This is a genomic window from Candidatus Dedyshia acidiphila (assembly GCF_051025295.1).
In the GTDB taxonomy this organism is placed as follows: domain Bacteria; phylum Acidobacteriota; class Terriglobia; order Terriglobales; family Acidobacteriaceae; genus KBS-83.
Window position 1 is genome coordinate 80336 of sequence record NZ_JBMGJV010000006.1, and the last position, 23298, is coordinate 103633.

A 23298-nucleotide genomic window follows, 5' to 3' on the forward strand; every position below is an offset into this window, starting at 1 on the left:
GGCATCGCACGTAGCCCAAGCGCTCGCGAGCAAGGGAAAGTCATAGGTTTGCCCTCGGCACTGCTGCGCATTCAGCACACAGAACAACTCCGGCCATCTTTCGACAGGGTGGAAAGCGTCCCAACGAAGAACCGGAGTAGATGAACGTGAGTCCTAGTTTCGTTCGCCGGCAGGGCCGCCTTTCGTTGCTGCTGGCTCCCTGCGCTGCAGTTGTTCTCGCCACCCTCGGCTGCCATCCGCCTGCTCAGCCCGTCGTGAACAACACCGGCACCGGCGGCCAGGTGCGCGCCTACGCGGGTCCCATGGAGCCAGACGACGGCCAGTGGACTCGCGCGACCAAGGACTACGCCAACACCCGTTACAGCACGCTCGACCAGATCAATCGCTCCAACGTCGCGAGCCTCAAGGTCGCCTGGACCTTCGACACCGGCGTGCCGCGCGGGCAGGAGGCAGCGCCTCTCGTCGTGAACAACACGATGTACGTGGTCACGCCCTGGCCGAACAAGCTCTACGCGCTCGACCTCACCAAGCCCGGCGCTCCGCCGAAGTGGACCTTCGAGCCGAACCCGTCGCCCAACGCCAAGGGCGAAGCTTGCTGCGACTGGGTCAATCGCGGCGCCGTGTTCGACAACAACAAGGTCATCTACAACACTCTCGACGGCTACACCGTCGCGGTCGCCGCCGCTGACGGACACCTGCTCTGGCGCACGCATCTCGCCGACATCCAGAAAGGCGAGACCATCACCATGGCGCCGATGGTCGTCCATAACAAGGTCTACGTCGGCAACAGTGGCGGCGAGTTCGGCGTACGCGGATGGCTCGACGCGCTCGACACCAACACGGGCAAACTCCTCTGGCAGGCGTACAGCACAGGCCCCGATAAAGATGTGCTGATCGGCTCCCGCTTTCACCCCTTCTACAACACGGACAAGGGGCAGGACCTCGGCGTCAAGACATGGCCGCCCGACGCATGGAAGGTCGGCGGCGGCAGCGTCTGGGGCTTCCTCTCCTACGACCCCGCGTCGAACCTCATCTTCTACGGCACCGCCAACCCAGGCCCCTGGAACGCTGACGTGCGCCCCGGCGACAACAAGTGGACCTCCGGCGTCTTCGCGCGCGATGCAGACAGCGGCGAAGCCGTGTGGTTCTACCAGATGTCGCCGCATGACATCTTCGATTGGGACGGCATCAACGAAGACATCCTGCTCGAACTTCCCCTCAACGGGCAGACCCACAAGGTCCTCTTCCGCCCGGACCGTAACGGTTTCATTTACCTCATCGACCGCGGCAACGGCCAGGTGCTCTCCGCCACGTCCTACGTCTACACCACGACTACAACAGGCGTTGATCTCAAGTCCGGCGCGCTGCTTCACGTCGCCGCGAAGGCGCCGCACACCGGGCAGGAGACGCGCGGCATCTGTCCCATGGCGCCCGGCTCGAAGGACTGGCAGCCCTCCTCCTTCTCGCCGCGCACCGGCCTCGTCTACGTGCCCCACGAAAACATGTGCATGGACGAGGAATACACCGCCGTCAGTTACATAGCCGGCACGCCGTACGTCGGCGCGGATGTGCGCTACTACCCGGGCCCCGGCGGCAACATGGGCGAGCTCATGGCCTGGGACCCGATCGCCGGCAAAAAAGTCTGGGCCATCCAGGACAAGTACCCCGTGTGGAGCGGCACCGTCACCACCGCCGGCGACCTCGTCTTCTTCGGCACCATGGACGGCTGGTTCAAGGCCGCCGACGCACGCACCGGCAAACTGCTGTGGCAGTTCAAGACCGGCTCCGGCATCATCGGCCAGCCCATCTCCTACAAGGGCCCGGACGGCAAGCAGTACATCGCCATCCTCTCCGGCGTCGGCGGGTGGCCCGGCGCGATCGTCTCCGCTGATCTCGACACCCGCGACGACACCGCTGCGAACGGCTGGGGATCCGCCATGGCCGGCCTCAAAAAAGCTGTCACCCCGGGAGGGACGCTCTATGTCTTCGCTCTCCCTTAGCGTCGCGCCGTCGTCGCTCTCCCGTGTTGCGGCGTCTTCGCTCTCCCGTAGTGTTGCTGCGTGCGTGGCGCTCGCGGCAGCATGCCTCTTCGCAACCGTCGCCAGCGCTGCACCTCTGCGCATCTGCGCCGACCCCGACGACCTGCCGTTTTCAAATCAGAGCGGCCGCGGCTTCGACAATCACATCGCCATGCTCGTCGCGCAACGGCTGCATCGCGAGCCGGTGTTCGTCTGGGCGCGCAGCCGGCGCGGCTTCCTGCGTGAGCAGTTCAACCGCGGCGCCTGCGACATCCTCTTCGGCGTTCCCGTCGGCGCCAAGGGCCTGGCCACATCCACGCCCTACTACCGCTCCTCCTACGTGTTCGTCACGCCCGTACGCGAGCAGCTCGACATCAGCAGCTTCCGCGACCCGCGCCTCAACGGCCGTCGCATCGGCCTGCAGATCCTCGAGGAAGACATGGCGCCTCCGTCGCTGCCTCTCATCCGCTACGGGCACGCAGCGCAACTCGTCGGCTTCCACTCCTTCGGCAGCGGCCCGGAGCAGCTCCTCCGCGCCGTCGCCACGCGCAATCTCGGCGCCGCCGTCGTCTGGGGACCCATCGCCGGCTACTTCGCGGACCGCGATCGCCTGCCTCTGCGCCTGACTGCGGTCTCACCGGCAGTCGATCCCGCGACGCACATTCCGTTCGCGTTTGACATGGCCGCCGGTCTCCATAAGAAGGACGCCGCACTGCTCGCCGCCGTCAACGCCGCTCTACACACGATTGAGCCGCAGGTCCGGCACACACTCGCCGCATATCACGTCCCGCTTGAGCCGCCCGCGCCATCTGCGAGCGCGGCCGCATCGCTTTCCGCTCGCGCCGGAGGAGAGCTATGACGAAAACGATCATTGCCGGTTACGTTTCGCTCTCCGCTTTGGTGCTGCTCGCCGCCGCTTGCAAGCGAGAGCAGCGCGTCTTCGACCCCGGCGCAGCGGGCAGCCAACTGCCGAGCGGCGTCGCACTCAACAGCGTGCACGCCGGCGGCAGCGTCGCGCCGCCCTCCGGCACCAAATACGCCGACAGCGCCTACGCCGTCAGCGAAGGCAAGCGCCTCTACTCGGCCTACAACTGCGTCGGCTGCCATGCGCACGGCGGCGGCGCCATCGGCCCCGCGCTCATGGATTCGAAGTGGATCTACGGCAGCCGGCCGGAACAGATCTACTCCGACATCGTGCAGGGCCGCCCCAACGGTATGCCCTCGTTCGCCGGCAAGATTCCCGACTACCAGGTGTGGGAGCTCGTCGCGTACGTCCGCTCCATGAGCGGCCAGCTCCCGTCCGACGTCGCGCCCTCGCGCTCCGACGAGATGCCCGTCGTCAGAGCCGAACAGGCCGAGCCCACCGAGCATCCGGAGGACGAGTTCGCCAAGCCCATCCAGCGGAAGGGGCAGCCATGATTGCCTTGGCAGCCCCAATCGTTTTGGCAGCCCCGTTTGCTTCGGCAACCACGGCCCCGCTCACCGCCGTGTGGCTCGTCCTTGTGCGTGGCTTTGAAAACAATCAGACCGCGCTCAGCCCCGTCGGCCCTGGCGCTCTGCACATCGAGCATCAATTCGCGCTGCTCTTCTGGATCACCGCCACCGTCTACTGCCTCGTCCTGATCGCGCTCGTCATCGCGGTTGCGAAGCAGCACAACACGCTCGACACCATGCCCGAGCCGATGCCGACCACCCCGGCCTCCGACCGTCGCGCCACCCGCGGCGTCGCCGCGGCCATGCTCGCCACCGTCATCCTGCTCTTCGTCATGGTCATCGGCTCCTTCCGCACCAGCCGCGCGCTCGGCAGCATGGGCGAGCAGAAGGCGCTCACCATCGAAGTCTACGGACACCAGTGGTGGTGGGAGGTCGTCTACCCCAACGCAGAGGCCGACAAGATCATCCAGACCGCGAACGAAATCCACGTGCCCACCGGCCTGCCCATTCGCATCCACGGCACATCGCGCGATGTCATCCACTCCTTCTGGGTGCCGAACGCGCAAGGCAAGCGCGACCTCATCCCCGGCTATCAGAACGACCTCATGCTGCAGGTCGATCAGCCCGGCCGCTGGCGCGGTCAGTGCGCAGAGTTCTGCGGCGAGCAGCACGCGCACATGTCCTTCTATGTCGTCGCCGAATCGCCTGCAAAGTTCGGCACCTGGCTCAACGCGCAACAGCAGGACGCGCCCACGCCCACTACACCGCAGGCCATGCACGGGCAGCAGGTCTTTCTCACGCACGCATGCGTCATGTGCCACGCCATCCAGGGCACCACGGCCAACGCACGCATGGGCCCGGACCTCACGCACCTCGCCAGCCGCTCCACCATCGCCGCCGGCACGCTGCCCAACACCGTCGGCAATCTCGGTGGCTGGATCCTCAACGCACAAGGCATCAAGCCCGGCGTGCGCATGCCGCCCAACCAGATGTCCGGCTCCGATCTGCAGGACCTGCTCGCCTACCTGGAGACCCTTCGATGACACCGACTGCGGTTTCCACGCAGCAGCGCGAACTCACGCTGGCAGAGCGGCAGCAGGCCGCGCAGCTTGAACACATCTGGCATGAGCCGCGCGGCTTCCTCGGCTGGTTCAAGGCCGTCCACCACACCACCATCGGCCGCCGTTACGCGGTCACCGCGTTCGCGTTCTTCCTCGTCGCCGGCCTGCTCGCCGGCGTCATGCGTCTGCAGCTCGCCTTTCCCGAAGCGCACATCCTGTCGAACGACAAATACAACCAGTTCTTCACCATGCACGGCACGACCATGATGTTTCTGTTCGCCGTGCCCATGATGTTCGAAGCGTTGAGCGTCTATCTCGTGCCGCTCATGGTCGGCACGCGCAACATCGCCTTCCCGCGCCTCAACGCCTACAGCTACTACCTCTACGTCATGGGCGGCATCATGTTCTACGTCGCCTTCCTCTGCAACACGGGTGCGGATCGCGGATGGTTCGCCTACGTGCCGCTCTCCGGGCCCGATTTCGGCCCCGGCAAGCGCCCCGACTTCTGGGCTCAGCTCATCACGTTCACCGAGGTCTCCGCGCTCGCCGTCGCCGTCGAAGTCATCGTCACGGTCTTTCGCCTCCGCGCACCCGGCATGAGCCTCAACCGCATCCCCATCTTCGTCTGGGGGCAGGTCGTCGTCGCCTTCATGGTCATCTTCGCGCTGCCCGGCGTCGTGCTCTCTTCGACCATGCTGCTGCTCGATCGCACCTGCGGCACGCAGTTCTTCAACCCCGCGGCCGGCGGCGATGTCCTCCTCTACCAGCACCTCTTCTGGTGGTTCGGCCACCCGGAGGTCTACCTCATCTTCCTGCCCGGCACCGCCATCGTCTCCACCGTCATCGCGGCCTTCGCGCGGCGTCATATCTTCGGCTATCTCGTGCTCGTGCTCTCGCTGGTCGGCACCGGCTTCCTGGCCTTCGGACTCTGGGTCCACCACATGTTCGCCACCGGTATCCCGCAGATCGCGGAGAACTACTTCACCGCCGCCAGCATGGCCATCGCTATCCCCTCCGGCGCGCAGGTCTTCTGCTGGATCGCCACACTCGCCACCGGCCGCCCTGTGCTCAAGACGCCGCTCTGGTGGGTCATCGGCTTCTTCTTCACCTTCATCATGGGCGGCATGACAGGCATGTTCACCGCCTCGGTTCCCGTCGATCTTCAGGTTCACGACACGTACTTCGTCGTGGCACATTTTCATTACGTGCTCATCGGTGGCGCAGTCTTTCCTCTCTTCGCCGCCTTCACCTACTGGTTCCCCAAGGTCACCGGCCGCATGCTCAGCGACAAGCTGGGCCAGGTCTCCTTCTGGCTCTTCTTCATCGGCTTCCAGATCACCTTCTTCCCCATGCACCTGGTCGGTTTGCGCGGCATGCCGCGCCGCGTCTACACCTACCCGACCGGCAGGGGCTGGACCACCCTCAACCAGGTCGAGTCCTTCGGCTACATCTTCCTCTTCCTCTCTGTCCTCATCTTCCTCGTGAATGTGTATCGGTCACTGCGCGCTGGAGCGATCGCCGGCCCCAACCCCTGGAACGCCGGCACACTCGAGTGGGCCACCACCTCACCCCCGCCCAGTTACAACTTCCTCCACCTGCCCACCGTCAACGGCCGCGAGCCGATCTGGGATGCCGATCCCAATCAGCCCATCGTCGTCGGCCTCGCCACCGATGCTCGGGAAGTCCTCTGCACCCGCACACTCGACGCCGAGCCCGACTCGAAGACCGAGCTGCCCGGCCCCACCGTCTGGCCCTTCCTCGCCGCGCTCGCCACCACCGCCGCGTTCATCGGCTCCATCTTCACGCCCTGGGGCATCACCATCGGCGCCGTGCCCATCGCCATCACGCTCACCGGCTGGTTCTGGCCCACCCGGCAGGAAGCCGAGCGCCGCCGCGCGAGGGACCTATGGCCGAGTTAGCCGCCGAGTTAGTCACCGACCGCCCGGACCGTCCCGTCCTCAACGTCTCGGCGCTCCCGAACGTCGTCTTCGGCACGCGCAGCATCACCTGGCTCGGCATCATCGGCATGATGGCCATCGAGGGCATGGTCTTCGTCCTCACCATCGCGTCCTACTTCTACCTCCACTCGCGCTCGATCGAGTGGCCCCTCCACACCAACCCGCCGGACCTCTTCTGGGGCACGCTCAACCTGGTCGTTTTCCTCGTCAGCGCCCTGCCTAACGAGTGGTATCGCCGCCGCGCGCGCAAAGGCGATCTCCGTGCCGTGCGCATCGGCCTCGCCACGCTCAGCCTCTTCGGCATCGCCAACGTCGTCATTCGCTACTTCGAACTCCGTCACCTCAACACCGACTGGAGCATCGACGCCTACGGCTCCATCGTCTGGATGCTGATGGGCCTGCACATCACGCACCTGCTCACCGACCTGTTCGACACCTTCGTCCTCACCACGCTCTTCTTCCGCAATCCGCTGCTCGAAGGCAAGCGCTTCATGGACGCCAGCGAGAACGCCGACTACTGGTACTTCGTCGTCGTCTCCTGGATCCCGATCTACCTGGTCATCTACTGGGCGCCGAGGTGGCTCCATGCCTGACGCTGCTGCTCCCTCGTCCATCGTCAAACCCGCGGATCCGCCCACTGACCGTAATGATCACGTGCTCTGGCTCGGCCTTCTGCTTGGCCCGCTCGCCGCCTTCATCAACACCGTCTGCGGCTACACCATCGCGCACTGGGTCAATCAGGTTGGCGCCAAGCGCACCGACTACCTGCTCGACGTGTTCGACATCCTGCTCTGCGTCGCGTCGTTCGCCATCGGCTACGCCGCCCACCGCCGCTACTCCGGCGCGCGACAGGACGAGCCACTCGACGGCCGCCGCTCCTTCATGGCCAACGTCGCCATGCTGCTCGCCGTGCTCTGCCTGATCACCATCCTCTTCCAGGCACTCAACATCGTCATCCTGCACCCCTCCGACTAGTTCATGTCACCGCTCGCACAAATCGCACCGCACACCTGGCTCTCCGGCCTCACCACCGAGCCGTGGTCGTGGGAGCCCACCATCTGGATCCCCCTCGCCCTGCTGCTCGTCGTCTACAGCACTGGCGCGCTGCGCCGCGGCTCGCTCGGCCGTCTGCGCTGGCGGCATGCGGCCTTCTTCAGCGGCTGGCTCACATTGCTCCTCGCGCTCGACTCGCCCATCCACGAACTCGGCGAGCAGCTCTTCTCCGCCCACATGCTGCAGCACGAGGTCCTCATCCTCGTCTCCGCGCCGCTCATCGCCGCCTCGCACCCGGGCGCGACCTGCCTCTGGGCCTTCGCGCCCGCACACCGCGCGTCCATGGGCCGCACCCTTCGCGACATCGAACACAACCGCGTCATCGCCTGGTTCACTCAGCCGCTCACCGCGTGGGTGCTCGAAGCCGCCGCACTGTGGCTGTGGCATATTCCCGCGCTGTACCAGGCCACCTTCACATCCGACTGGGTCCACGCCGCGCAGCACCTCAGCTTCTTCCTCACCGCGCTCATCTTCTGGTCCGCGCTCTACGGCGTCGGCCGCTCCGCCATGGGCTACGGCGCCGCCACCCTCTACACCTTCGGCACCGCCGTCCATTGCAGCGCACTCGGCGCCCTGCTCACCTTCTCGCAGGTGCTCTGGTACCCGGCCTACACCCGCACCACCGCGCGCTGGGGGCTCACCCCGCTTGAAGATCAGCAGCTCGGCGGCGTCATCATGTGGGTGCCTTCCGCTGTTACGTTTCTCGTGATCGCGCTGCTGCTCGTCGCGAAATGGCTCGAGGAATCGGACCGCCGCCTGCGATTCGGCTCCGTCGTCGGAGCCCTCAGCCAGCAGCATGGCTCCCTCAGCCCCTATCGTCCCGAGGAGCACTCATGAGACCCGCATCCTCGCTCAGCCTCCTTGCGCTCGCGAGCCTCGCCGCTGTCGGCTGCAGCCGTACCGCGATCACGCCTCCGCCCGACGCCGGGGCCTCCGCCGCCGTGCGCACCTCCGCCTCCGCGCACATGATCCAGTACGGCTGCCCCACCTGCCACGTCATCCCCGGCGTCCCCGGTGCCGTCGGCAAGGTCGGGCCCTCGCTGGACGGCCTCGCGCAGCGCTCCTATCTCGCCGGCGTGCTGCCCAACACGCCCAACGATCTGCAGCGCTGGATCATGCACCCGCAGCAGTATCGTCCCGGCTCCGCCATGCCGGAGATGCATGTCTCCGCCCAGGACGCAGCCGAGTTCTCCAACTACCTCGAGCCGAGCCAATAGCGCCCCGTTATGCAATCGCACCTGTTGCTTGAAGCCGCCGGAGCGCTCCTCGTGCTCTACGGCCTCACCCAGGTCTATCGCGACATCTTCCACCCCACCCAGTCCGGCACGCTCAGCGACTCGATCGGCGCCCTCTACTCCGCGCTGCTGCGTCACACCCGGCTGCGCTCCTCCATCGGCCCGCTCGCGCTCGTCAGCGTCATCATCGCGTGGGCCTTTCTGCTCACGCTCGGCTTTGCGCTCATCTACACCGGCCTGCTCACCACGCACTTCTCGGATACGGACCGGCACATTCCGGCCGGATCGTTCTTCCATCTCCTGCTGCGCGGCATCTACATCTCGCTCGGCTCCTTCGACACCTTCCAAACCTTCGACCTCGCGCCCACATCCGACTGGCTTCGCCTCACGGTCGCCGTTGAAGGGCTGATCGGGATCTCCATGATCACCGCCAGCGTCTCCTGGACCGTGCTCCTCTATCCCGCGCTCGCCCGGACCCGCTGGTTCGCGCGCTGCGTCTCCACCCTCCTCGAAGCAGAGCGCCGCACCGGCCTCTCGCCCGTCCAGCTCGGGAGCAGCGTCGCCCTCTTCGGGCTCGTCGAGCAGGTGCTCAACTACCGCATCGACATGGTGCTCTTTCCCATCCTGCTCAACTTCCATGCGGAGGAAGAGGCGGCGACCCCGTCGAAGATCCTCCCGGAGCTGCTTCGCTACGCCAGGGCGGCGGCCGCGGATCCGCGCCCGGAGACGCGCTTCGCCGGTGTCGAGCTCTGCATCGCGCTCCAGACCCTCTCCGAAACCATCGGCTCCCGGATCCTCGGCGCGCCATCCGGAGATGAGGCACACGCCGACCCTGCCGTGATCTTCGACGACTTTCAGGAGAAGTAGAACTTTCAGGAGAAGTAGACCTCTTCGCGGCCCCACCGCCGGTACGCTCGCGCAACTCCGCCGGGAGATATCATGGACTCGCTTCCACGCGGAAACGAGGTCGGCAGAGCTATGGCATCGAGCCCGCACAAGAGCGCGCCGGACGACTCGACCTCCGCCACGCCTCCTGTCGATCCTCCTGCCGCGCCGGCGGAAGCTCCACGCCGCAGTCGCATCCCCGGCATTCGCATTCACGGCTCGGCGCGCTCCGGTCCGCTCGCCCCCACGGTTCGCGTGCGGCGCGGCATGCGCTTCGAGGCCAGGCTCCAGCTCATCGCGGCGCTGCTCGCGCTCCCCGGCCTGCTCGTCACCATCGGGCTGCTCTGGTCGCGCCACGCGTCCAGCACGCTCTGGATCACGCTGCTCGCCGTCATCCTCTTCGCCACGCTGCTGCTGTTCAGCATGCTGCTGGAGCACGTCATCCGCCCGCTGCAGACGCTCACCAACGTCGTCAGCGCGCTCCGCGAGGATGACTACGCCTTCCGTGCGCGCGGCTCCGCCACCGGCGACGTGCTCGGCGAGATGGCGCTCGAAGTTAACGCACTTGCGGACATGCTGCAGGCGCAGCGCTCGGGCGCGCTCGAGGCCTCCGCGCTGCTCGGCCGCGTCGTCGGCTCCATCGACGCACCCGTGCTCGCCTTCGATGTGGAAGGCATGCTGCGCCTCCTCAATCCCGCGGCGGAGCGCGTCTTCTCGCTCACCACGCTCGACAGCCTCGGCCAGCCTGCGGACGTGCTCGGCCTCGCCGACGTGCTCGCGCAGCCCGACGAAGGCATCTTCGACTTCGATGACGAAGGCCGCGGCACGCGCTGGGTCGTCCACCGCAGCAGCTTCCGCCAGCGTGGCGTGCCGCACGCCTTGCTGCTGCTCACCGACGTCAGCGCCGCGCTCCGGGAAGAGGAGCGGCAGGCCTGGCGGCGGCTCATCCGCGTGCTCGGGCATGAGATCAACAACTCGCTCGCGCCCATCAAGTCCATCGCCGGCACTCTGCGCGCGCAACTGCTCTCAGGCACCGCCACCGATGAAGATCTCGAGCGCGGGCTCAGCATCATCGAGAGCCGCGCCGACGCGCTGCAACGATTTGTGCAGGCCTACCGGCAGCTCGCGCAATTGCCACCGCCAAGGTTGCAAATGGTGCCCCTGCGCCCGCTCGTCGAGCGCACGCTCGCTCTCGAACAGCGCCTCCGCCCCGAACTCCGCGGCGGCCCCGACCTCACCCTCAGCATCGACCCCGACCAGATCGAGCAGCTCCTCATCAACCTCGTCCGCAACGCCGTCGAAGCCGCGCTCTCCCGCTCCACCAGCCGCCCGCGCGTCGAGGTCGCCTGGCAGCTCGAGTCGGGCGACGTCGTCCTCTCCATCGACGACAACGGCCCCGGCATCGCCAACGACTCGAACCTGTTCGTGCCCTTCTACACCACCAAGAGCGGCGGCACCGGCGTCGGGCTCGCGCTCGCCCGGCAGATCGTCGAAGCGCACGCAGGGTCGGTGCGCCTCATCAACCGCCCAGCCGGCGGCGCACGCGCCCTGGTCACCCTGCCTGTCGTGAAACAGCGCGCGGCCGATCTCGAGCCGCAGGAACTCCCGGCCCGCGTCTAGCGCTCGCGCCTGCACCCCGCCCTTAGTTCTCTAGTGAGCTGGAATCTCTGCCGACTGGTGCTGCTGTGGCACGCGGCCACTCAGGAAATCGATCATCCGTGGCCCGATGCGATTCGCGCACTGCCCCGGCGCCAGGTGTCCGCAGCCGTCGTAGATCTCGAGCACCGAGTCCGGAATCTGGGAGTGCATCGCAATCCCCGCGGACAGCGGGATCAGGTGATCCTGCTTGCCCCACACGATCAGCGTCGGCACCGTCAGCGAGCGGAGCTTTCCGTCCAGCAGGTCGTCGCCCTTGAACATTGATCGCGCGCTGCGATCCACCACCCAGTTCAGCGACTGGAACTTGCGGATCATGTCCTCCGCCAGGAAGTCCGGCGGATCGCCCCCCTGCGGCATCAGCATGCGATACAGCCGCCGCACGGCAGGGATCGTCGTCGGCTCGAAGTCGAACACCGTGAATGTCGGCGCAAAGCGAATGCCCGCCGCATCGCACAGCACCAGCCGGCCGATGCGATCCGGCTCGTCGAGCGCAACACGCGCCGCCACCCATCCGCCCATCGACCAGCCCACCAGGTCCACCTTCTGGATCTGCTTCTGCTTCAGAAACGCTTCGACGATCCCGGCTTCCTGCGGGATCGAGTACGACGCATTCGTCGGCCGCGCCGACCTCCCATACCCGAGCAGGTCGATCGCATACACATGGAAGCCGCTCTGCTTCAACTGCGGCATCAGGTTGGACCAGTCCTCCGCCCGGCTGCCCAGCCCATGGACCAGCAGCACCGGGGTGCCGCTGCTGCTACCACCTTCGTAGTAGTGAATGCTCTCGCCGTCGATCGTCGTGAACTCGTTATGGAAGCCGGCATATGCCAATCGCCCCCGGGTAATCATTTCAATTACCTCAAGCGGGTTCCGCCACACAAAAAGCGCCCCCAGGAGGAACAAAAAGGCCATGATTGCGACCGAAATACCGTACGTACGCCATTGCAATTCGCCACGTTTCGGCAGGGAAGAGTGGGTGCGCTGGCTCTGCGAAGGCTGCGAAACGCGGCCAGAACGGGCGTTATTGCGCCGCTTGCGGCCCATCCCCGGCCGGGGTGCCATGGTGCTCAAGAGAACCAGTCCTCCTTGTTACTTACGCAGCCCGCGCGCCTGCTCGATCGCTTTGCGGATCACGCTGAGCGTAAACGGGCGTACCGGAATCGCACCATGCCCCGTCAGTTCTCCCCACGCCGCCCATCGCACCTCGGTCGCGTCGCTGGCCGAGGCAAGAGTGCCCCCCAGCACGCGGCAGCGATAGTCGATCAAAACGTAATGAAAACGCACTCGCGCGGGTGCTTCGTCACTCTGTGAGATGTGATCGAACACGGCGACGATCTCGAGCGGCTCCACCTCGAGTCCCGTCTCCTCGAAAACCTCGCGGCGCACGCCGTCCTCGAGCCGCTCGCCCAACTCCAGCGCACCGCCCGGCAGCGACCACTCGCCCAGCAGCGGCTCCTGCCCGCGCCGCACCAGCAGCACACGCAACTCGTCATCGAGAACAATTGCGCCCACCCCGGCGATCGGGGCAGCAGGGAACTCACGCTGCATCGGGCTCAGCTCTCGCTCAGCGGGCGGCCGTGCTCTTCGCCGAAGACGGTCCGCGACGACGAGAAACGCCCACCGGAGAACTTCTCCGCCCCACTTCCATGCCCGATTCCGAGCAGCGCTACCGTCACGTAGCTGAGCGGCAACTTCAACGCATCATGGATCTTGTCGGGCTCAAAGCCTTCCATCGGCGCGGTGTCATAGCCCAGCACCTCGGCCATCAGCATCATGTGGGTGAAGGCGATCATCACCTGCCGATTCAGCCACATGGCGATGTTGGGGTGCTCGGACAGGTAGGGCGGAATGTTGGTCCGCGCCTGCTCGGCGTAGTTTTCCGGCATGCCGTTCTCACGGCCCATGCGCAGCATTTCGTCCAGATCGCCATTGCGCCAGCCATCTGCATCACCGCAGGCCACGATCACCGCGCTGGCCTCGCCTACCTTTGGCTGATTGAAGCAGGCACTGCGCAGTCTGCGCTTCTGCTCCGCGGAGCGCACCACGACGAACCGCCACGGCTGCAGATTGTAGGCACTGGGCGCCTGCAGACCGGCATTCAGGATGCGGCGCAGATCATCCATCGGCATCGGCCGGCCATCAAAGGTCGGCGTCGCGCGGCGGTCCTCAATGGCCTTCGAGAGCGGCTTCTCCGTACTCATGCGATCTTGATGCAGAACTCTTTCTGCCGTTTGAACGGCGATACCTCGCGTTCTACCTTAGCTCTTCGGGATGGCGCTCATCGGCTGCTCAAGCGAGAACGGCGCACCGCCAGCAGCCGGGTCGGCAAACACCCAGAGTCCGTGGAAGGCGTCCCGCAGCTCCGGATGGAGCGCCAGCAGACCGCGCATCACAGCGATCGTCTGCGTGCGCGCGGCGACCGGATCAGTCGTTCCGGTCGCCGCGTAGTGCGCCACTAGGTCGAGCCCGCCCAACTGGTCGTCCGTCCGCAGGCTGGTCACGCGGTAGATCGCGCCATCCACGTTCACCGGCAGCGGCTCCGCTCCGGGCAGGTCCTTGGGCCGGGCTGCCTGCTGCTCGTCATTCAGTTTCTCGAGATTTGTGCTCGAAAAGAAGCCCGCCGGCTGCAGCAGGTAGCTCGCCGTCGCGTAGTAGAACCAGGCATTCCAGCCCTGCTTCTGCTGCGCGTACGTGCGCGCCTGGCGCCAGTACCAGAGCCCGTCATGGCCGGCTACAGCGAGCGGCTTGGGGAAGAACCCGGCGAGCTGCCACGGCCCGTTTGCCGCTCCCTGCTGCAGGAGTAAAGAGAGTTGCTGCGGCTTGGCCACACCGGTCGCATGGAGCAGGGCGAACGCAAACTGCCCCGGAGGCAGATGCTGGATCGAGAACGTCGTGTGCGTGATGTTGTCGGGCGAATCGCAGAAGAACTGCGTCTGCTCATCCCCGGGTTTGGCATCGCCCGCGTCCAGGCGGTAGACGGCATCCACGGTCAAGGTGGCCCCCGTCATCAGCGGCGTCAGGGCGGAAGAGGCGTTGGCGATGGCGTCGAAATGAGCTGCAACGTCGGGCACCGTCGCGGCCCTCAGGTCGGCCGTACGGCCCGACTGGACATCGCGCCCGATCTGCTGCGCCGCCTGCACAATCGCCGAGCGTTCCGCCTCGTTCATCGCCGCCTGCGTCTTGCACGACACGCCAAGCGCGGGCAGTGCCAGGGAGAGCAGGGAAGTCGCAGCCAGAACACGGGTTGCCCGGGGCACAATCATGATCGGATCACCACTCGTCACAAGCCTTACTTCACCACACCGGCCTATTCCCGCGCAAAGCGGCAGGGTGCGAGCGCTTCGGCGGCTTGTGTAGTCTATTGAGTGACGAAGGAGACTGCGATGCTGTCTGGCCAACCCCGTCTCTTATTCATCCCGGCGCGCACATTGCCCCGGCTCGCCATCAGCCTTGCCGCGGTTGCGGTGTTTGGCGCCGGCGCTGTCGCCCAAGTGGCCACGCAGCCCGCCGGCCCCGTCGCTCCTTCCGTCAACGCCCCTGCCGCTCCGGCGGGGAATCCCGCGAAGACTGCGCATCACGCGGGCCGCAAAAAGTCTGCCGCCAAGGTCGAAGCTCCTGTTGAGCCCCCACCTCCGGCCGCACCGCTGCCACCTCCCAATGAATTGCAGCAGCCAGCCGTTCCGGCCGTGGTCACTGTTGGCAAAGACGAGCTGGCGGTGAGGGCAGACAATGCGAGCCTGTCACAGGTCCTGCATCAGATTTCGTCGCAGACAGGGATGAAGCTGGATGGCGGCGTGAACGGGGACGATCGCGTCTTCGGCAGCTTCGGCCCAGGGGCACCCAAAGAGGTGCTGACCTCGCTACTGAACGGAGCGGGCTACAACCTGGTGATGGTGGGCGATCTGCCCAACGGAGCCCCGCGTGAGCTGCTTCTGTCGCGCAGGACTGCCGAAGGCAGCGCACCTCCGTCTGCCAATCCGCAGCCGCAGAGCAACGACAACGAAGAGGACAACAGCAATGATTTCGAGGAGGCGCCCTCGCCGCCCTCGATCATGCCCGCCGAGCCGCCGCCCCAGGGTCCGGGTGCCGGTGTTCCGCCCCAGGGGCGCACACCGCAGCAGATCTTCCTCGAGCAGCGGCAGCAGCAGCAACAACAGCAGCAGAATCCGCAACCACCGCAGTAGCGATTGCTCAGCAGCCCCGGCCAGCAGCCCCGTTTAGATCGGAACGGTAGAGAGTGGGACGGGCGTCGTTGCTACGACGCCTGGACCTGCACCTGCACCGAGTCCACTACCTTGCTGGACGCAACCGGATGCAGCGAGCGGGAATGCATGCGCAGCAGGGCGAAGATCCCCTGGCAGCAGGAATAGGCGAGAAGAACGCCAAACGCAAGAGCGGCAAGTACGGCACAAGTCAAACCAACGAAGTTCATCGCGTCCATAGTTCGATTCCCATTTTTCTGGCTGCGCCGCGGATCGAGCCGGGTCAGCCGTCGAGTCAACTGCCAACTGCTAAGGTGTTCATCGTCACGAATGAGGAAGCGCTTGAGTCGCTTCTCATCTGTTCTTGTCAAACGTGCCGGCACTTCTGTTGGAGGCAGCCAACGCCATTGTTACGGTGCGTTGACCCTCGTTTCTATTGCCGACTAAGATACGTAGAGCGGCAGCCTTCGTCGCCGCCTTTCCTGCGCGGTCCCATTACTTCGGCGTCTTCGATTCCTGGCAACCCGCAAGCGAGTTGACTGCAATATCACGCATGCCGATTACCCACATCACGGTTCGCGGCGCCCGCCAGCACAATCTGCGCGATATCAGCGTGCAGATCCCGCGCAACACCCTCACCGTCATCACCGGACTATCCGGCTCCGGCAAATCCTCGCTTGCCTTCGACACCATCTACGCCGAAGGGCAGCGCCGTTACGTCGAAACGCTCTCTGCCTACGCCCGGCAGTTCCTCGATCAGATCGAGCGGCCCGATGTCGACTCCATCGAGGGCCTGAGCCCTGCGATCTCGATCGAGCAGAAGACCACCAGTCGCAGTCCGCGCTCCACCGTCGGCACTATCACGGAGATCTACGACTACCTCCGCCTGCTCTACGCCTCGGTCGGCACGCCTCACTGCCCCAACTGCGGCCGTCCTATCTCTCGCCAGTCCGCCGAGCAGATCGTCGAGCGTGTGCTCGCGCTGCCAGCCGGCGAACGGCTGATCGTCTACGCGCCTATCGTCCGCGGTCGCAAGGGCGAGTTCAAAGATCTGCTCGACATGCTCGACCAGCAGGGATTCAAGGCCCGGGTGGATGGCGAGGTCCGTGACCTGGCCGACCCCATCTCGCTCGAAAAGCGCAAGAACCACACCATCGAAGCCATCATTGACCGCGTCATCCTGAAGCCCGGCGTCGAGAAACGTCTCGAAGCAGCGATCGCGAAGTCATTGCAGCTTGCAAATGGTCTGGTCCTGATCGGAACCGCGAATGGAGAGACGCTTTACTCCTCTTCCATGGCGTGTCCCGATTGCGGACTCGATGTCCCTAAGTTGGAGCCGCGCAGTTTTTCCTTCAATAGCACGTACGGGGCATGCCCGGAATGTCACGGCCTCGGCAGCATTTACGACTTCGACGCGGCCAAGGTTGTTGTTGACTGGTCGAAGCCGCTGCTCGAGGGCGCGCTCGGCCCCGGCTCCGGCTCGCAGTACTTGGCGCGGCTGGTCAAACTTGCCGCACAGAAGTACAAAATCCCGATTCAGAAGCCGTTCGAGGAACTCACCGAAAAGCAACAGGAGATGTTGCTCTATGGTCCCGGCGCAGAGGCTCCGCGCACCGGTTTCCATGGCGTCTTTCAGTGGCTGCGGGATTCGCTCGAAGAATCGAAGTCCGACAGCTACCGCGAGTGGCTGCTCGGCTACATGTCGGCTGCGACCTGCCCGGCCTGCCACGGCAAGCGCCTGCGTCCCGCTTCGCTCGCCGTGAAGGTGCAGGAGCTCTCGATTGCAGACTTCACCAGCCTGCCGCTCAACCGCGCGCTCACCGCGGCGCGCGCGCTCTCGTTCAGCGATCGCGAGGCGCTCATCGCGGAGCGCCTGCGTCGCGAGGTCATCGAGCGGCTCGAATTCCTGAACGCGGTGGGGCTCTCGTACCTCTCGCTCGATCGGAATGCTGCCACGCTCTCCGGCGGCGAAGGCCAGCGCATCCGGCTTGCGACGCAGATCGGCTCGCGCCTGCGTGGCGTGCTCTACGTGCTCGACGAGCCGTCGATCGGACTGCACCAGCGCGACAACCAACGCCTGATCACTGCTCTCGAATCGCTGCGCGACCTCGGCAACACAGTGCTCGTCGTCGAGCATGACGAGGACACGATCCGCAGCGCCGACTATGTCCTCGACCTCGGCCCGGGGGCAGGCAAGCTCGGCGGCTATGTCGTCGCGGAGGGCACGCCGCAGCACATCATGGAGACACCGGAGTCGCTGACGGGGCGTTACCTGTCGGGCGAGACTGGCATCCTGCACCGACTGGCGCCGCGACCCGTGGGCAATGGCTGGATCACGGTCGAGGGCGCGAAGAGCCACAACCTGCGCAACGTGACCGCGCGCTTTCCGCTCAACGTCATGACGGTCGTGACTGGCGTCTCTGGTTCGGGCAAGAGCACGCTTGTCAACGACATCCTCTACCGCTCACTAGCGCAGACGCTCTACGACTCGCGTGAGGCTCCGGGTGAGCACAAGGCCATCAAGGGTGTTGAGCAGATCGACAAGGTCATCCGCATCGACCAGTCGCCGATCGGCCGCACGCCGCGCTCGAACCCGGCGACCTACACCGGCGTGCTCTCGGCCATCCGCGACATCTTCGCGATGCTGCCCGAGTCGCGCGAACGCGGCTACAAGCCGGGGCGCTTCTCCTTCAACGTGACGGGTGGTCGCTGCGAGGCCTGTCAGGGCGATGGGCAGAAGCGTATCGAGATGAACTTCCTGCCCGACGTCTACGTCATCTGCGATGTCTGCAACGGGCGGCGTTTCAACCAGGAGACGCTCGCGGTCAAGTTCAACGGCTACTCCATCGCGGACATTCTCGACCTCGCCATCGAAGATGCTCTGCCCGTCCTCAAGGACATCCCGCAGGTGCGGCAGAAGCTGCAGACGCTGGTCGATGTGGGGCTCGGCTACGTGCACCTCGGGCAGGCCGCGACGACGCTTTCCGGCGGCGAGGCGCAGCGGATGAAGCTGGCCCGGGAGCTCTCGAAGCGGCAGACCGGCAAGACGCTCTACGTGCTGGACGAGCCCACCACCGGGCTGCACTTCGACGACGTGCGCAAGCTGCTCGAGGTGCTGCACCGGCTGACCGACCTGGGCAACACGGTGCTGATCATCGAGCACAACCTCGACGTGATCCGTAATGCCGACTGGATCCTCGATCTTGGACCGGAGGGCGGTGAGGACGGCGGCAGCATCGTCGCCGAGGGCACCCCTGCGCAGGTCGCGCAGGTCTCCGGCTCGCACACGGCCGAGTTCCTGCGCCGCTACTACCCGCTTACGGAGAGCAGCGCTGCCGCCCCCTCCAGCAACGGCGGTGAGGGCCAGTCAGGGGCTCCCGCTGTAAAGAAGAGCACCCGTCGGCGTTCTGTTACAGTCCAATAGAAATCCGGCCGGATTCGCTGCAGATCGGCTGGCTACTGCTCGACTCTGCACCCGCCGGAGTCGCCTGCGAGAGACGCGCGATGCCGATTGATCCCAGTCATCTGCCCCCTTCCGACTCCGGACCCGCTACCTACGACGTGTTCCCCTCCGGCGGGCAGGATCATGCTCCGCTGCCCGTTGTCACGATCGAGACCGCGCCCCTGCCTGCGGCGGTGCCGAACCTCGGTCACTCCGCACTCTTTGCCGTTTTCGTTTTGCTTTCCGGCGTACTGGCGGCGGTCCCGTCCGGGCTCAGCCTGCACTACGCGACACGCCTGCTGCATGAAAGCGGCGACAAGCTGACCACCGATCCGCGCTTCCTGCTGCCGGTGGAGGCGCTGATCTACGGCATCGCGGTCGCTGCCAGCATCCTCATCTTCCCGCGCATCTGGGGCCGCTCCTTCGGCCAGGGCGTGCACTGGCGCGCGGTTCACACCAGCAAGCGGTGGTGGCTGCTGGTGGGCATCGGCGTGGTCACGAGCGCGGTGGTGCAGGTACTGTCGAACTTCCTGCCCATTCCAAAAGAGCTGCCGATCGACAAGCTGTTCACGCAGTCCCTCGGTGTGTGGCTGATCGCCATCTTCGGAGTGACCATCGCACCAGCGTTTGAAGAACTCGCCTTCCGCGGCTTTCTGTTGCCCTCGCTGGCGACCGCATGGGACTGGGTCGCGCAGCGCGGCAGCCGTGCCCGCGCCAAGGCCACCGCAGTGAGCGAATGGGAGCAGCAGGCTGCCACCTACGCCACACTGCCGCCTGTGGGCGCCAGCGTCTTCCATCGCTACGCTCACGGCGATGGCGACCGGGAGAGCGCTCTCTCGAGCGATCCCGCGTGGAGCATGCCCGCGATCGTCTTTTCGACGGTCATCACCAGCATCGGCTTTGCTCTGCTGCATGGCGCGCAACTCGCGCACTCCCTCGCGCCGCTCGGCGTGCTGTTCGTCGTCAGTTGCGTGCTCTGCATCACGCGGCTGCGCTTCCACTCGCTGGCCGCCAGCACCGTGGTTCATTCGATGTACAACCTGACCATCTTCGCCATGTTGTTCATCGGCACAGATGGCTTCCGTCACTTGGATAAGGTGGGGAAGTGAGCGCCTCCAACCCGTCGCACCGTCAGCAACTGCTCACCCTGCTGGCTCGGCAGTCGTTCAAGCTGGGTGATTTCAAGCTCGCCTCGGGCGCACGCAGCGACTACTACATCGACTGCCGCACCACCACGCTTGACGCCGAAGGCGCGCGCCTGACCGGCCTTGCCATCCTCGACCTGCTGGCCGAACACCGGCTGCATCCGCACGCAGTCGGCGGGCTCACAATGGGGGCGGATCCGATCGTCTCCGCTGTATCGATCGCCAGCGCGCAACGGCGTGTCGAGGGCGAGAGCCAGCGGCTGGTTCATGGTTTCCTGGTGCGCAAGGCAGAGAAGCAGCACGGCACCGGGCGTCGGGTCGAAGGCTTCGTGGAGGAGCAGGCACCGGTGCTCATCGTCGATGACGTGTGCACGACGGGTGGCTCAACCATCACCGCGATTGAGGCCGCACACGCGGCGAACATGCGCGTGGTCGCGGTGGTCTGCCTGGTCGAACGCACGGAAGCGGGCGGACGTCCCGCGGTCGAGGCAGCCGCACCGGGAGCGCCGTTTCTGCGCCTGTTCACTGCCGACGATGTTCGCGCCGAGCACGTGAAGCACATGCCGATGTAAAGCTGCAAGTCAGCCAGTTGGCAGACTCAGCAGAGTGTCATCCTCAGCGCAGCGATGGACCTGGATGGCAGTCGCTACTCCGCGCCCGGCGACCACACGTAAGCGCCTGGCTGCGGCAACCCGAAGTGCGCGAGCACACGCTGCACGAACGAACGCACCATCTCCTCGGTTGTCCGCGGCTCGTTGTAGAACGACGGGATTACCGGGAAGATGGTCGCGCCAGCGTCCGCCGCAAGCTGCATGTTCCGCAGATGGATTTTGTTGAGCGGCGTCTCGCGCACGCACAGGACTAGCGGCCGCCGTTCCTTCAGGCACACATCCGCCGCGCGTTCGATCAGGTTGCCGGCCATGCCGTTCGCAATGCCAGCCAGCGTGCCCATGGAACAGGGAAGCACGATCATGCCCGCGCACGGATAGCTGCCACTCGCAATCGAAGCGCCGATGTCATTCTCGACGTGCTGCTTTGTCTTACGCGCCGGTGTGCCCAGCAGCTTGGTGATGAGGTCGTTGCGACCAGAGAGGTGCAGCTCCTCCGCGATCACGCGCAACGCGCTTTCGCTGGCAACGAAGTCGACTCCTGTCACACGCTCATCGACTTCGAGGGCGCGGAGCATCTCGCGTCCCAGGGCCGCGCCGCTCGCTCCTGTTACCGCGACGGTGACATTCATGCGTGGACAGCATCGGTCTTCGCTGCCGACGCCGTGCTCTCGTTTTGCAGCACGCGCGCAAAGATCGCATCCACATTGCTGAGTTGGCGGTTCAGGTCGAAGGCTCGCGCCAGCTTCTCTGGCGAGAGGCGCTTCGTGATCTCCGGCTCCTCCGTGACCAGGTCGCGAAAGACCAGTTCCTCGCGCCACGCACGCATGGCATGGGACTGCACCAGCCGATACGCATCCTCGCGAGACATGCCGGCCTCCGCCAGGTCGAGCAGCAGCTGGCCGGAGAAGATCAGCCCGCCCGTGCTCTCAAGATTGCGCAGCATGCGCTTCGGGTACACCAGCAGCTTGTCGATCAGCGAGGTCGTCTTCGCCAGCAGGTAGTCCGCGAGGATAGTCGAGTCGGGGAAGATCACCCGCTCCACCGACGAGTGCGAGATATCCCGTTCGTGCCAGAGCGCTACGTTCTCGAACGCTGCCTGGGCATTCGAGCGAACCACGCGCGCCAGCCCGCTGATCTGCTCACTCGTGATCGGGTTGCGCTTGTGTGGCATCGCGCTAGAGCCCTTCTGCTTCTCGGAGAAGAACTCCTCGGCCTCGCGCACCTCGGTGCGCTGCAGATGGCGGATCTCCGTCGCGATCTTGTCGAGCGTCGCTGTCAGCACTGCGAGCGTTGCGATGTAGTGCGCGTGCCGGTCACGCTGGATGACCTGTGTCGCCACCGGTGCGGGCGTCAGGCCCAGTCGCTCGCAGATGCGCACCTCGTGCTCGGGCTTCAGATGGCCGAACGTGCCCACTGCGCCGGACAGCTTGCCGACGCGCATGTCCTCTGCGGCAGCATCGAAGCGAGCCAGGTCGCGGCCGATCTCCGCATACCAGTTCAGCAGCTTCAGTCCGAACGTGGTCGGCTCGGCATGGATGCCGTGTGTGCGGCCGATCGTCGGGGTGTGCTGGAACTCGAGCGCGCGCCGCTTCAGCACCTCGCGGAGTGCCACAATCCCCTCACGCAGCAGCGCCGACGCGGCCTTCACCTGCAGAGCCTGCGCCGTGTCGACCACATCGTTTGAGGTCAGGCCGTAGTGCAGCCAGCGCGCTTCGGGGCCGATCCTCTCTCCCACGGCCGTGGTGAACGCGATGACATCATGCTTCACCTCAGCCTCGATGTCCTGGATGCGGGCGACGTCGAAGTCGCCGCGATCGCGAATCGCCGCGGCCGCCTCGCGCGGCACGAGGCCGAACTCGGCCAGTGTCTCGGAGGCAGCCACCTCCACCTTCAGCCACATGCGATACTTCGACTCGTCGGTCCAGAGCGCTCCCATGGCGGGGCGCGTGTAACGTGCGATCAAGGCTCGTCTCTCCCGGGTGAACCCACCATTCTACTGGTCGCGCATCCTACCCATCGACCTCACGCAAAATCGCGCCGCGGGCGCACAAGGAGACAGGCATGGCAGACCAAGGCAGCATGGCAGACCAGCAGAGTGGCGAGACGATGGTGACGATTGAGCGCTATACAGACATGCTTCAGGCCGAGTTGGCCAAAGGGCGGCTCGAGGCCTCCGGCATTGACTGTTTTCTCTCCGGTGAAAATGCCGGCCTGCTCTACGGCAACGGACTCGACGCCGTGCAGTTACAAGTAGCTTCCGCGGACGAAGAAGACGCGCGCGCGATCCTGAACGATCCCGGCCCGGCCGACGGCGATGTGACCAGCGTGGCCTGAGCGGCTACGCGGCCACGCCGAAGAGCTCACTCATCTCGCGATAGAGAAAGCCCTGCCCCGGGCGGTAGGGCTGCACCCAACGGCCGTCGATCACAAACTGCGGAATGGCCCGTTTGCCCACATTGCGGACGACCTCTTCCGCCGCGCCGGGCACGGCTTCGATATCGATCTCGGTGAAGGCGATCCGGTGTTCGGCGAGGAAGCGCTTCGCTTCGCGGCAGTCACGGCACCAAGAGGCGGAGTAGACGAGGATCTGCATGG

At 65.6% G+C, this 23298-nt stretch carries 24 protein-coding genes; 16 read left to right on the top strand and 8 right to left on the bottom strand.

What is annotated here, in order from left to right:
• Window positions 1-146: 146 nt before the first annotated feature.
• The 11 genes from AC5IJH_RS04255 (at window position 147) to AC5IJH_RS04305 (ending at window position 11264) form a co-directional block, all read left to right on the top strand.
• Complete coding sequence (locus AC5IJH_RS04255; RefSeq protein ID WP_491901558.1) at window positions 147-2000, top strand: PQQ-dependent dehydrogenase, methanol/ethanol family; 1854 nt, start codon at window positions 147-149, stop codon at window positions 1998-2000.
• The gene (locus tag AC5IJH_RS04260) at window positions 1981-2877 is read left to right on the top strand and encodes a quinoprotein dehydrogenase-associated putative ABC transporter substrate-binding protein (RefSeq protein WP_491901559.1); all 897 of its coding nucleotides are present in this window, start codon (window positions 1981-1983) and stop codon (window positions 2875-2877) included. The genes AC5IJH_RS04255 and AC5IJH_RS04260 overlap by 20 nt, the downstream gene beginning before the upstream one ends.
• Window positions 2874-3437 (top strand): c-type cytochrome, encoded by a 564-nt coding sequence (locus tag AC5IJH_RS04265; protein WP_491901560.1) that lies wholly within the window; start codon window positions 2874-2876, stop codon window positions 3435-3437. The genes AC5IJH_RS04260 and AC5IJH_RS04265 overlap by 4 nt, the downstream gene beginning before the upstream one ends.
• Window positions 3438-3460: 23 nt before the next feature.
• A complete protein-coding gene (coxB, locus tag AC5IJH_RS04270) occupies window positions 3461-4495 on the top strand; it encodes a cytochrome c oxidase subunit II (RefSeq protein WP_491901561.1) in 1035 nt (344 codons plus the stop codon).
• Window positions 4492-6432: a cytochrome c oxidase subunit I gene (gene ctaD / locus AC5IJH_RS04275; protein ID WP_491901562.1), complete on the top strand. Its 1941-nt coding sequence runs from the start codon at window positions 4492-4494 to the stop codon at window positions 6430-6432. Before coxB ends, ctaD begins: the two co-directional genes overlap by 4 nt.
• Window positions 6420-7064 carry a cytochrome c oxidase subunit 3 gene (locus AC5IJH_RS04280; protein WP_491901563.1) on the top strand — a complete coding sequence of 215 codons (645 nt, stop codon included), beginning with the start codon at window positions 6420-6422 and terminating at the stop codon, window positions 7062-7064. The genes ctaD and AC5IJH_RS04280 overlap by 13 nt, the downstream gene beginning before the upstream one ends.
• On the top strand, window positions 7057-7446 hold the full coding sequence (locus AC5IJH_RS04285) for a hypothetical protein (RefSeq protein ID WP_491901564.1): 390 nt from the start codon (window positions 7057-7059) through the stop codon (window positions 7444-7446). Before AC5IJH_RS04280 ends, AC5IJH_RS04285 begins: the two co-directional genes overlap by 8 nt.
• Before the next feature lie 3 nt (window positions 7447-7449).
• Window positions 7450-8361, top strand: coding sequence for a cytochrome c oxidase assembly protein (locus tag AC5IJH_RS04290; protein WP_491901565.1), 912 nt, complete (start codon window positions 7450-7452; stop codon window positions 8359-8361).
• Complete coding sequence (locus AC5IJH_RS04295; RefSeq protein WP_491901566.1) at window positions 8358-8741, top strand: c-type cytochrome; 384 nt, start codon at window positions 8358-8360, stop codon at window positions 8739-8741. Before AC5IJH_RS04290 ends, AC5IJH_RS04295 begins: the two co-directional genes overlap by 4 nt.
• A gap of 9 nt (window positions 8742-8750) precedes the next feature.
• Window positions 8751-9626 carry a hypothetical protein gene (locus AC5IJH_RS04300; protein WP_491901567.1) on the top strand — a complete coding sequence of 292 codons (876 nt, stop codon included), beginning with the start codon at window positions 8751-8753 and terminating at the stop codon, window positions 9624-9626.
• 72 nt (window positions 9627-9698) lie between these two features.
• Window positions 9699-11264, top strand: a complete 1566-nt coding sequence (locus AC5IJH_RS04305; protein WP_491901568.1) for a sensor histidine kinase — start codon at window positions 9699-9701, stop codon at window positions 11262-11264.
• A gap of 30 nt (window positions 11265-11294) precedes the next feature.
• Here the strand turns inward: AC5IJH_RS04305 and AC5IJH_RS04310 are convergent, their stop codons facing one another.
• From AC5IJH_RS04310 to AC5IJH_RS04325, 4 genes are read right to left on the bottom strand one after another with little or no spacing between them, the layout of a single operon-like run.
• Window positions 11295-12365 (bottom strand): alpha/beta fold hydrolase, encoded by a 1071-nt coding sequence (locus AC5IJH_RS04310; RefSeq protein WP_491901612.1) that lies wholly within the window; start codon window positions 12363-12365, stop codon window positions 11295-11297.
• Window positions 12366-12392: 27 nt separating this feature from the next.
• On the bottom strand, window positions 12393-12851 hold the full coding sequence (locus tag AC5IJH_RS04315; RefSeq protein ID WP_491901569.1) for an NUDIX hydrolase: 459 nt from the start codon (window positions 12849-12851) through the stop codon (window positions 12393-12395).
• A 5-nt stretch (window positions 12852-12856) separates the two neighbouring features.
• Window positions 12857-13504 carry a nitroreductase family protein gene (locus AC5IJH_RS04320; protein ID WP_491901570.1) on the bottom strand — a complete coding sequence of 216 codons (648 nt, stop codon included), beginning with the start codon at window positions 13502-13504 and terminating at the stop codon, window positions 12857-12859.
• Window positions 13505-13561: 57 nt separating this feature from the next.
• Window positions 13562-14566 (bottom strand): hypothetical protein, encoded by a 1005-nt coding sequence (locus AC5IJH_RS04325; protein ID WP_491901571.1) that lies wholly within the window; start codon window positions 14564-14566, stop codon window positions 13562-13564.
• Between the two features lie 120 nt (window positions 14567-14686).
• Here AC5IJH_RS04325 and AC5IJH_RS04330 point away from each other — a divergent pair, with 120 nt between their 5' ends.
• Window positions 14687-15487 carry a hypothetical protein gene (locus tag AC5IJH_RS04330; protein WP_491901572.1) on the top strand — a complete coding sequence of 267 codons (801 nt, stop codon included), beginning with the start codon at window positions 14687-14689 and terminating at the stop codon, window positions 15485-15487.
• A gap of 71 nt (window positions 15488-15558) precedes the next feature.
• Here the strand turns inward: AC5IJH_RS04330 and AC5IJH_RS04335 are convergent, their stop codons facing one another.
• Window positions 15559-15888 carry a hypothetical protein gene (locus tag AC5IJH_RS04335; RefSeq protein ID WP_491901573.1) on the bottom strand — a complete coding sequence of 110 codons (330 nt, stop codon included), beginning with the start codon at window positions 15886-15888 and terminating at the stop codon, window positions 15559-15561.
• A gap of 170 nt (window positions 15889-16058) precedes the next feature.
• Between AC5IJH_RS04335 and uvrA the strand changes: the two genes are divergently transcribed.
• From uvrA to pyrE, 3 genes are all read left to right on the top strand, one after another.
• Window positions 16059-18929: an excinuclease ABC subunit UvrA gene (gene uvrA / locus AC5IJH_RS04340; protein WP_491901574.1), complete on the top strand. Its 2871-nt coding sequence runs from the start codon at window positions 16059-16061 to the stop codon at window positions 18927-18929.
• A gap of 80 nt (window positions 18930-19009) precedes the next feature.
• Window positions 19010-20056: a CPBP family intramembrane glutamic endopeptidase gene (locus tag AC5IJH_RS04345; RefSeq protein ID WP_491901575.1), complete on the top strand. Its 1047-nt coding sequence runs from the start codon at window positions 19010-19012 to the stop codon at window positions 20054-20056.
• Complete coding sequence (gene pyrE, locus AC5IJH_RS04350) at window positions 20053-20664, top strand: orotate phosphoribosyltransferase (RefSeq protein ID WP_491901576.1); 612 nt, start codon at window positions 20053-20055, stop codon at window positions 20662-20664. The genes AC5IJH_RS04345 and pyrE overlap by 4 nt, the downstream gene beginning before the upstream one ends.
• A gap of 74 nt (window positions 20665-20738) precedes the next feature.
• Here the strand turns inward: pyrE and AC5IJH_RS04355 are convergent, their stop codons facing one another.
• Together AC5IJH_RS04355 and purB are read right to left on the bottom strand one after the other, a co-directional pair.
• Entirely contained in the window at window positions 20739-21332 is a 594-nt protein-coding gene (locus AC5IJH_RS04355; RefSeq protein ID WP_491901577.1) for a UbiX family flavin prenyltransferase, read from the bottom strand.
• The gene (gene purB / locus AC5IJH_RS04360; protein WP_491901578.1) at window positions 21329-22666 is read right to left on the bottom strand and encodes an adenylosuccinate lyase; all 1338 of its coding nucleotides are present in this window, start codon (window positions 22664-22666) and stop codon (window positions 21329-21331) included. Before purB ends, AC5IJH_RS04355 begins: the two co-directional genes overlap by 4 nt.
• Window positions 22667-22764: 98 nt before the next feature.
• Here purB and AC5IJH_RS04365 point away from each other — a divergent pair, with 98 nt between their 5' ends.
• Entirely contained in the window at window positions 22765-23037 is a 273-nt protein-coding gene (locus AC5IJH_RS04365) for a putative signal transducing protein (protein ID WP_491901579.1), read from the top strand.
• A gap of 4 nt (window positions 23038-23041) precedes the next feature.
• On the opposite strand, the gene AC5IJH_RS04370 is transcribed toward AC5IJH_RS04365, so the two are convergent.
• Window positions 23042-23296 (bottom strand): glutaredoxin family protein, encoded by a 255-nt coding sequence (locus AC5IJH_RS04370; RefSeq protein WP_491901580.1) that lies wholly within the window; start codon window positions 23294-23296, stop codon window positions 23042-23044.
• Window positions 23297-23298 lie beyond the last annotated feature (2 nt).

What these genes read in the sequence shown, in the direction of transcription:
- AC5IJH_RS04300 (WP_491901567.1), top strand. Translation starts at nt 8,751, where the DNA reads ATGCAATCGCACCTGTTGCTTGAAGCCGCCGGAGCGCTCCTCGTGCTC.
- AC5IJH_RS04345 (WP_491901575.1), top strand. Translation starts at nt 19,010, where the DNA reads ATGCCGATTGATCCCAGTCATCTGCCCCCTTCCGACTCCGGACCCGCT.
- uvrA (WP_491901574.1), top strand. Translation starts at nt 16,059, where the DNA reads ATGCCGATTACCCACATCACGGTTCGCGGCGCCCGCCAGCACAATCTG.
- AC5IJH_RS04325 (WP_491901571.1), bottom strand. Translation starts at nt 14,566, where the DNA reads ATGATTGTGCCCCGGGCAACCCGTGTTCTGGCTGCGACTTCCCTGCTC.
- AC5IJH_RS04280 (WP_491901563.1), top strand. Translation starts at nt 6,420, where the DNA reads ATGGCCGAGTTAGCCGCCGAGTTAGTCACCGACCGCCCGGACCGTCCC.
- ctaD (WP_491901562.1), top strand. Translation starts at nt 4,492, where the DNA reads ATGACACCGACTGCGGTTTCCACGCAGCAGCGCGAACTCACGCTGGCA.
- AC5IJH_RS04315 (WP_491901569.1), bottom strand. Translation starts at nt 12,851, where the DNA reads ATGCAGCGTGAGTTCCCTGCTGCCCCGATCGCCGGGGTGGGCGCAATT.
- AC5IJH_RS04355 (WP_491901577.1), bottom strand. Translation starts at nt 21,332, where the DNA reads ATGAATGTCACCGTCGCGGTAACAGGAGCGAGCGGCGCGGCCCTGGGA.
- AC5IJH_RS04320 (WP_491901570.1), bottom strand. Translation starts at nt 13,504, where the DNA reads ATGAGTACGGAGAAGCCGCTCTCGAAGGCCATTGAGGACCGCCGCGCG.
- AC5IJH_RS04290 (WP_491901565.1), top strand. Translation starts at nt 7,450, where the DNA reads ATGTCACCGCTCGCACAAATCGCACCGCACACCTGGCTCTCCGGCCTC.
- AC5IJH_RS04265 (WP_491901560.1), top strand. Translation starts at nt 2,874, where the DNA reads ATGACGAAAACGATCATTGCCGGTTACGTTTCGCTCTCCGCTTTGGTG.
- AC5IJH_RS04260 (WP_491901559.1), top strand. Translation starts at nt 1,981, where the DNA reads ATGTCTTCGCTCTCCCTTAGCGTCGCGCCGTCGTCGCTCTCCCGTGTT.
- AC5IJH_RS04305 (WP_491901568.1), top strand. Translation starts at nt 9,699, where the DNA reads ATGGACTCGCTTCCACGCGGAAACGAGGTCGGCAGAGCTATGGCATCG.
- AC5IJH_RS04330 (WP_491901572.1), top strand. Translation starts at nt 14,687, where the DNA reads ATGCTGTCTGGCCAACCCCGTCTCTTATTCATCCCGGCGCGCACATTG.
- AC5IJH_RS04285 (WP_491901564.1), top strand. Translation starts at nt 7,057, where the DNA reads ATGCCTGACGCTGCTGCTCCCTCGTCCATCGTCAAACCCGCGGATCCG.
- AC5IJH_RS04295 (WP_491901566.1), top strand. Translation starts at nt 8,358, where the DNA reads ATGAGACCCGCATCCTCGCTCAGCCTCCTTGCGCTCGCGAGCCTCGCC.
- AC5IJH_RS04365 (WP_491901579.1), top strand. Translation starts at nt 22,765, where the DNA reads ATGGCAGACCAAGGCAGCATGGCAGACCAGCAGAGTGGCGAGACGATG.
- AC5IJH_RS04310 (WP_491901612.1), bottom strand. Translation starts at nt 12,365, where the DNA reads ATGGCACCCCGGCCGGGGATGGGCCGCAAGCGGCGCAATAACGCCCGT.
- AC5IJH_RS04370 (WP_491901580.1), bottom strand. Translation starts at nt 23,296, where the DNA reads ATGCAGATCCTCGTCTACTCCGCCTCTTGGTGCCGTGACTGCCGCGAA.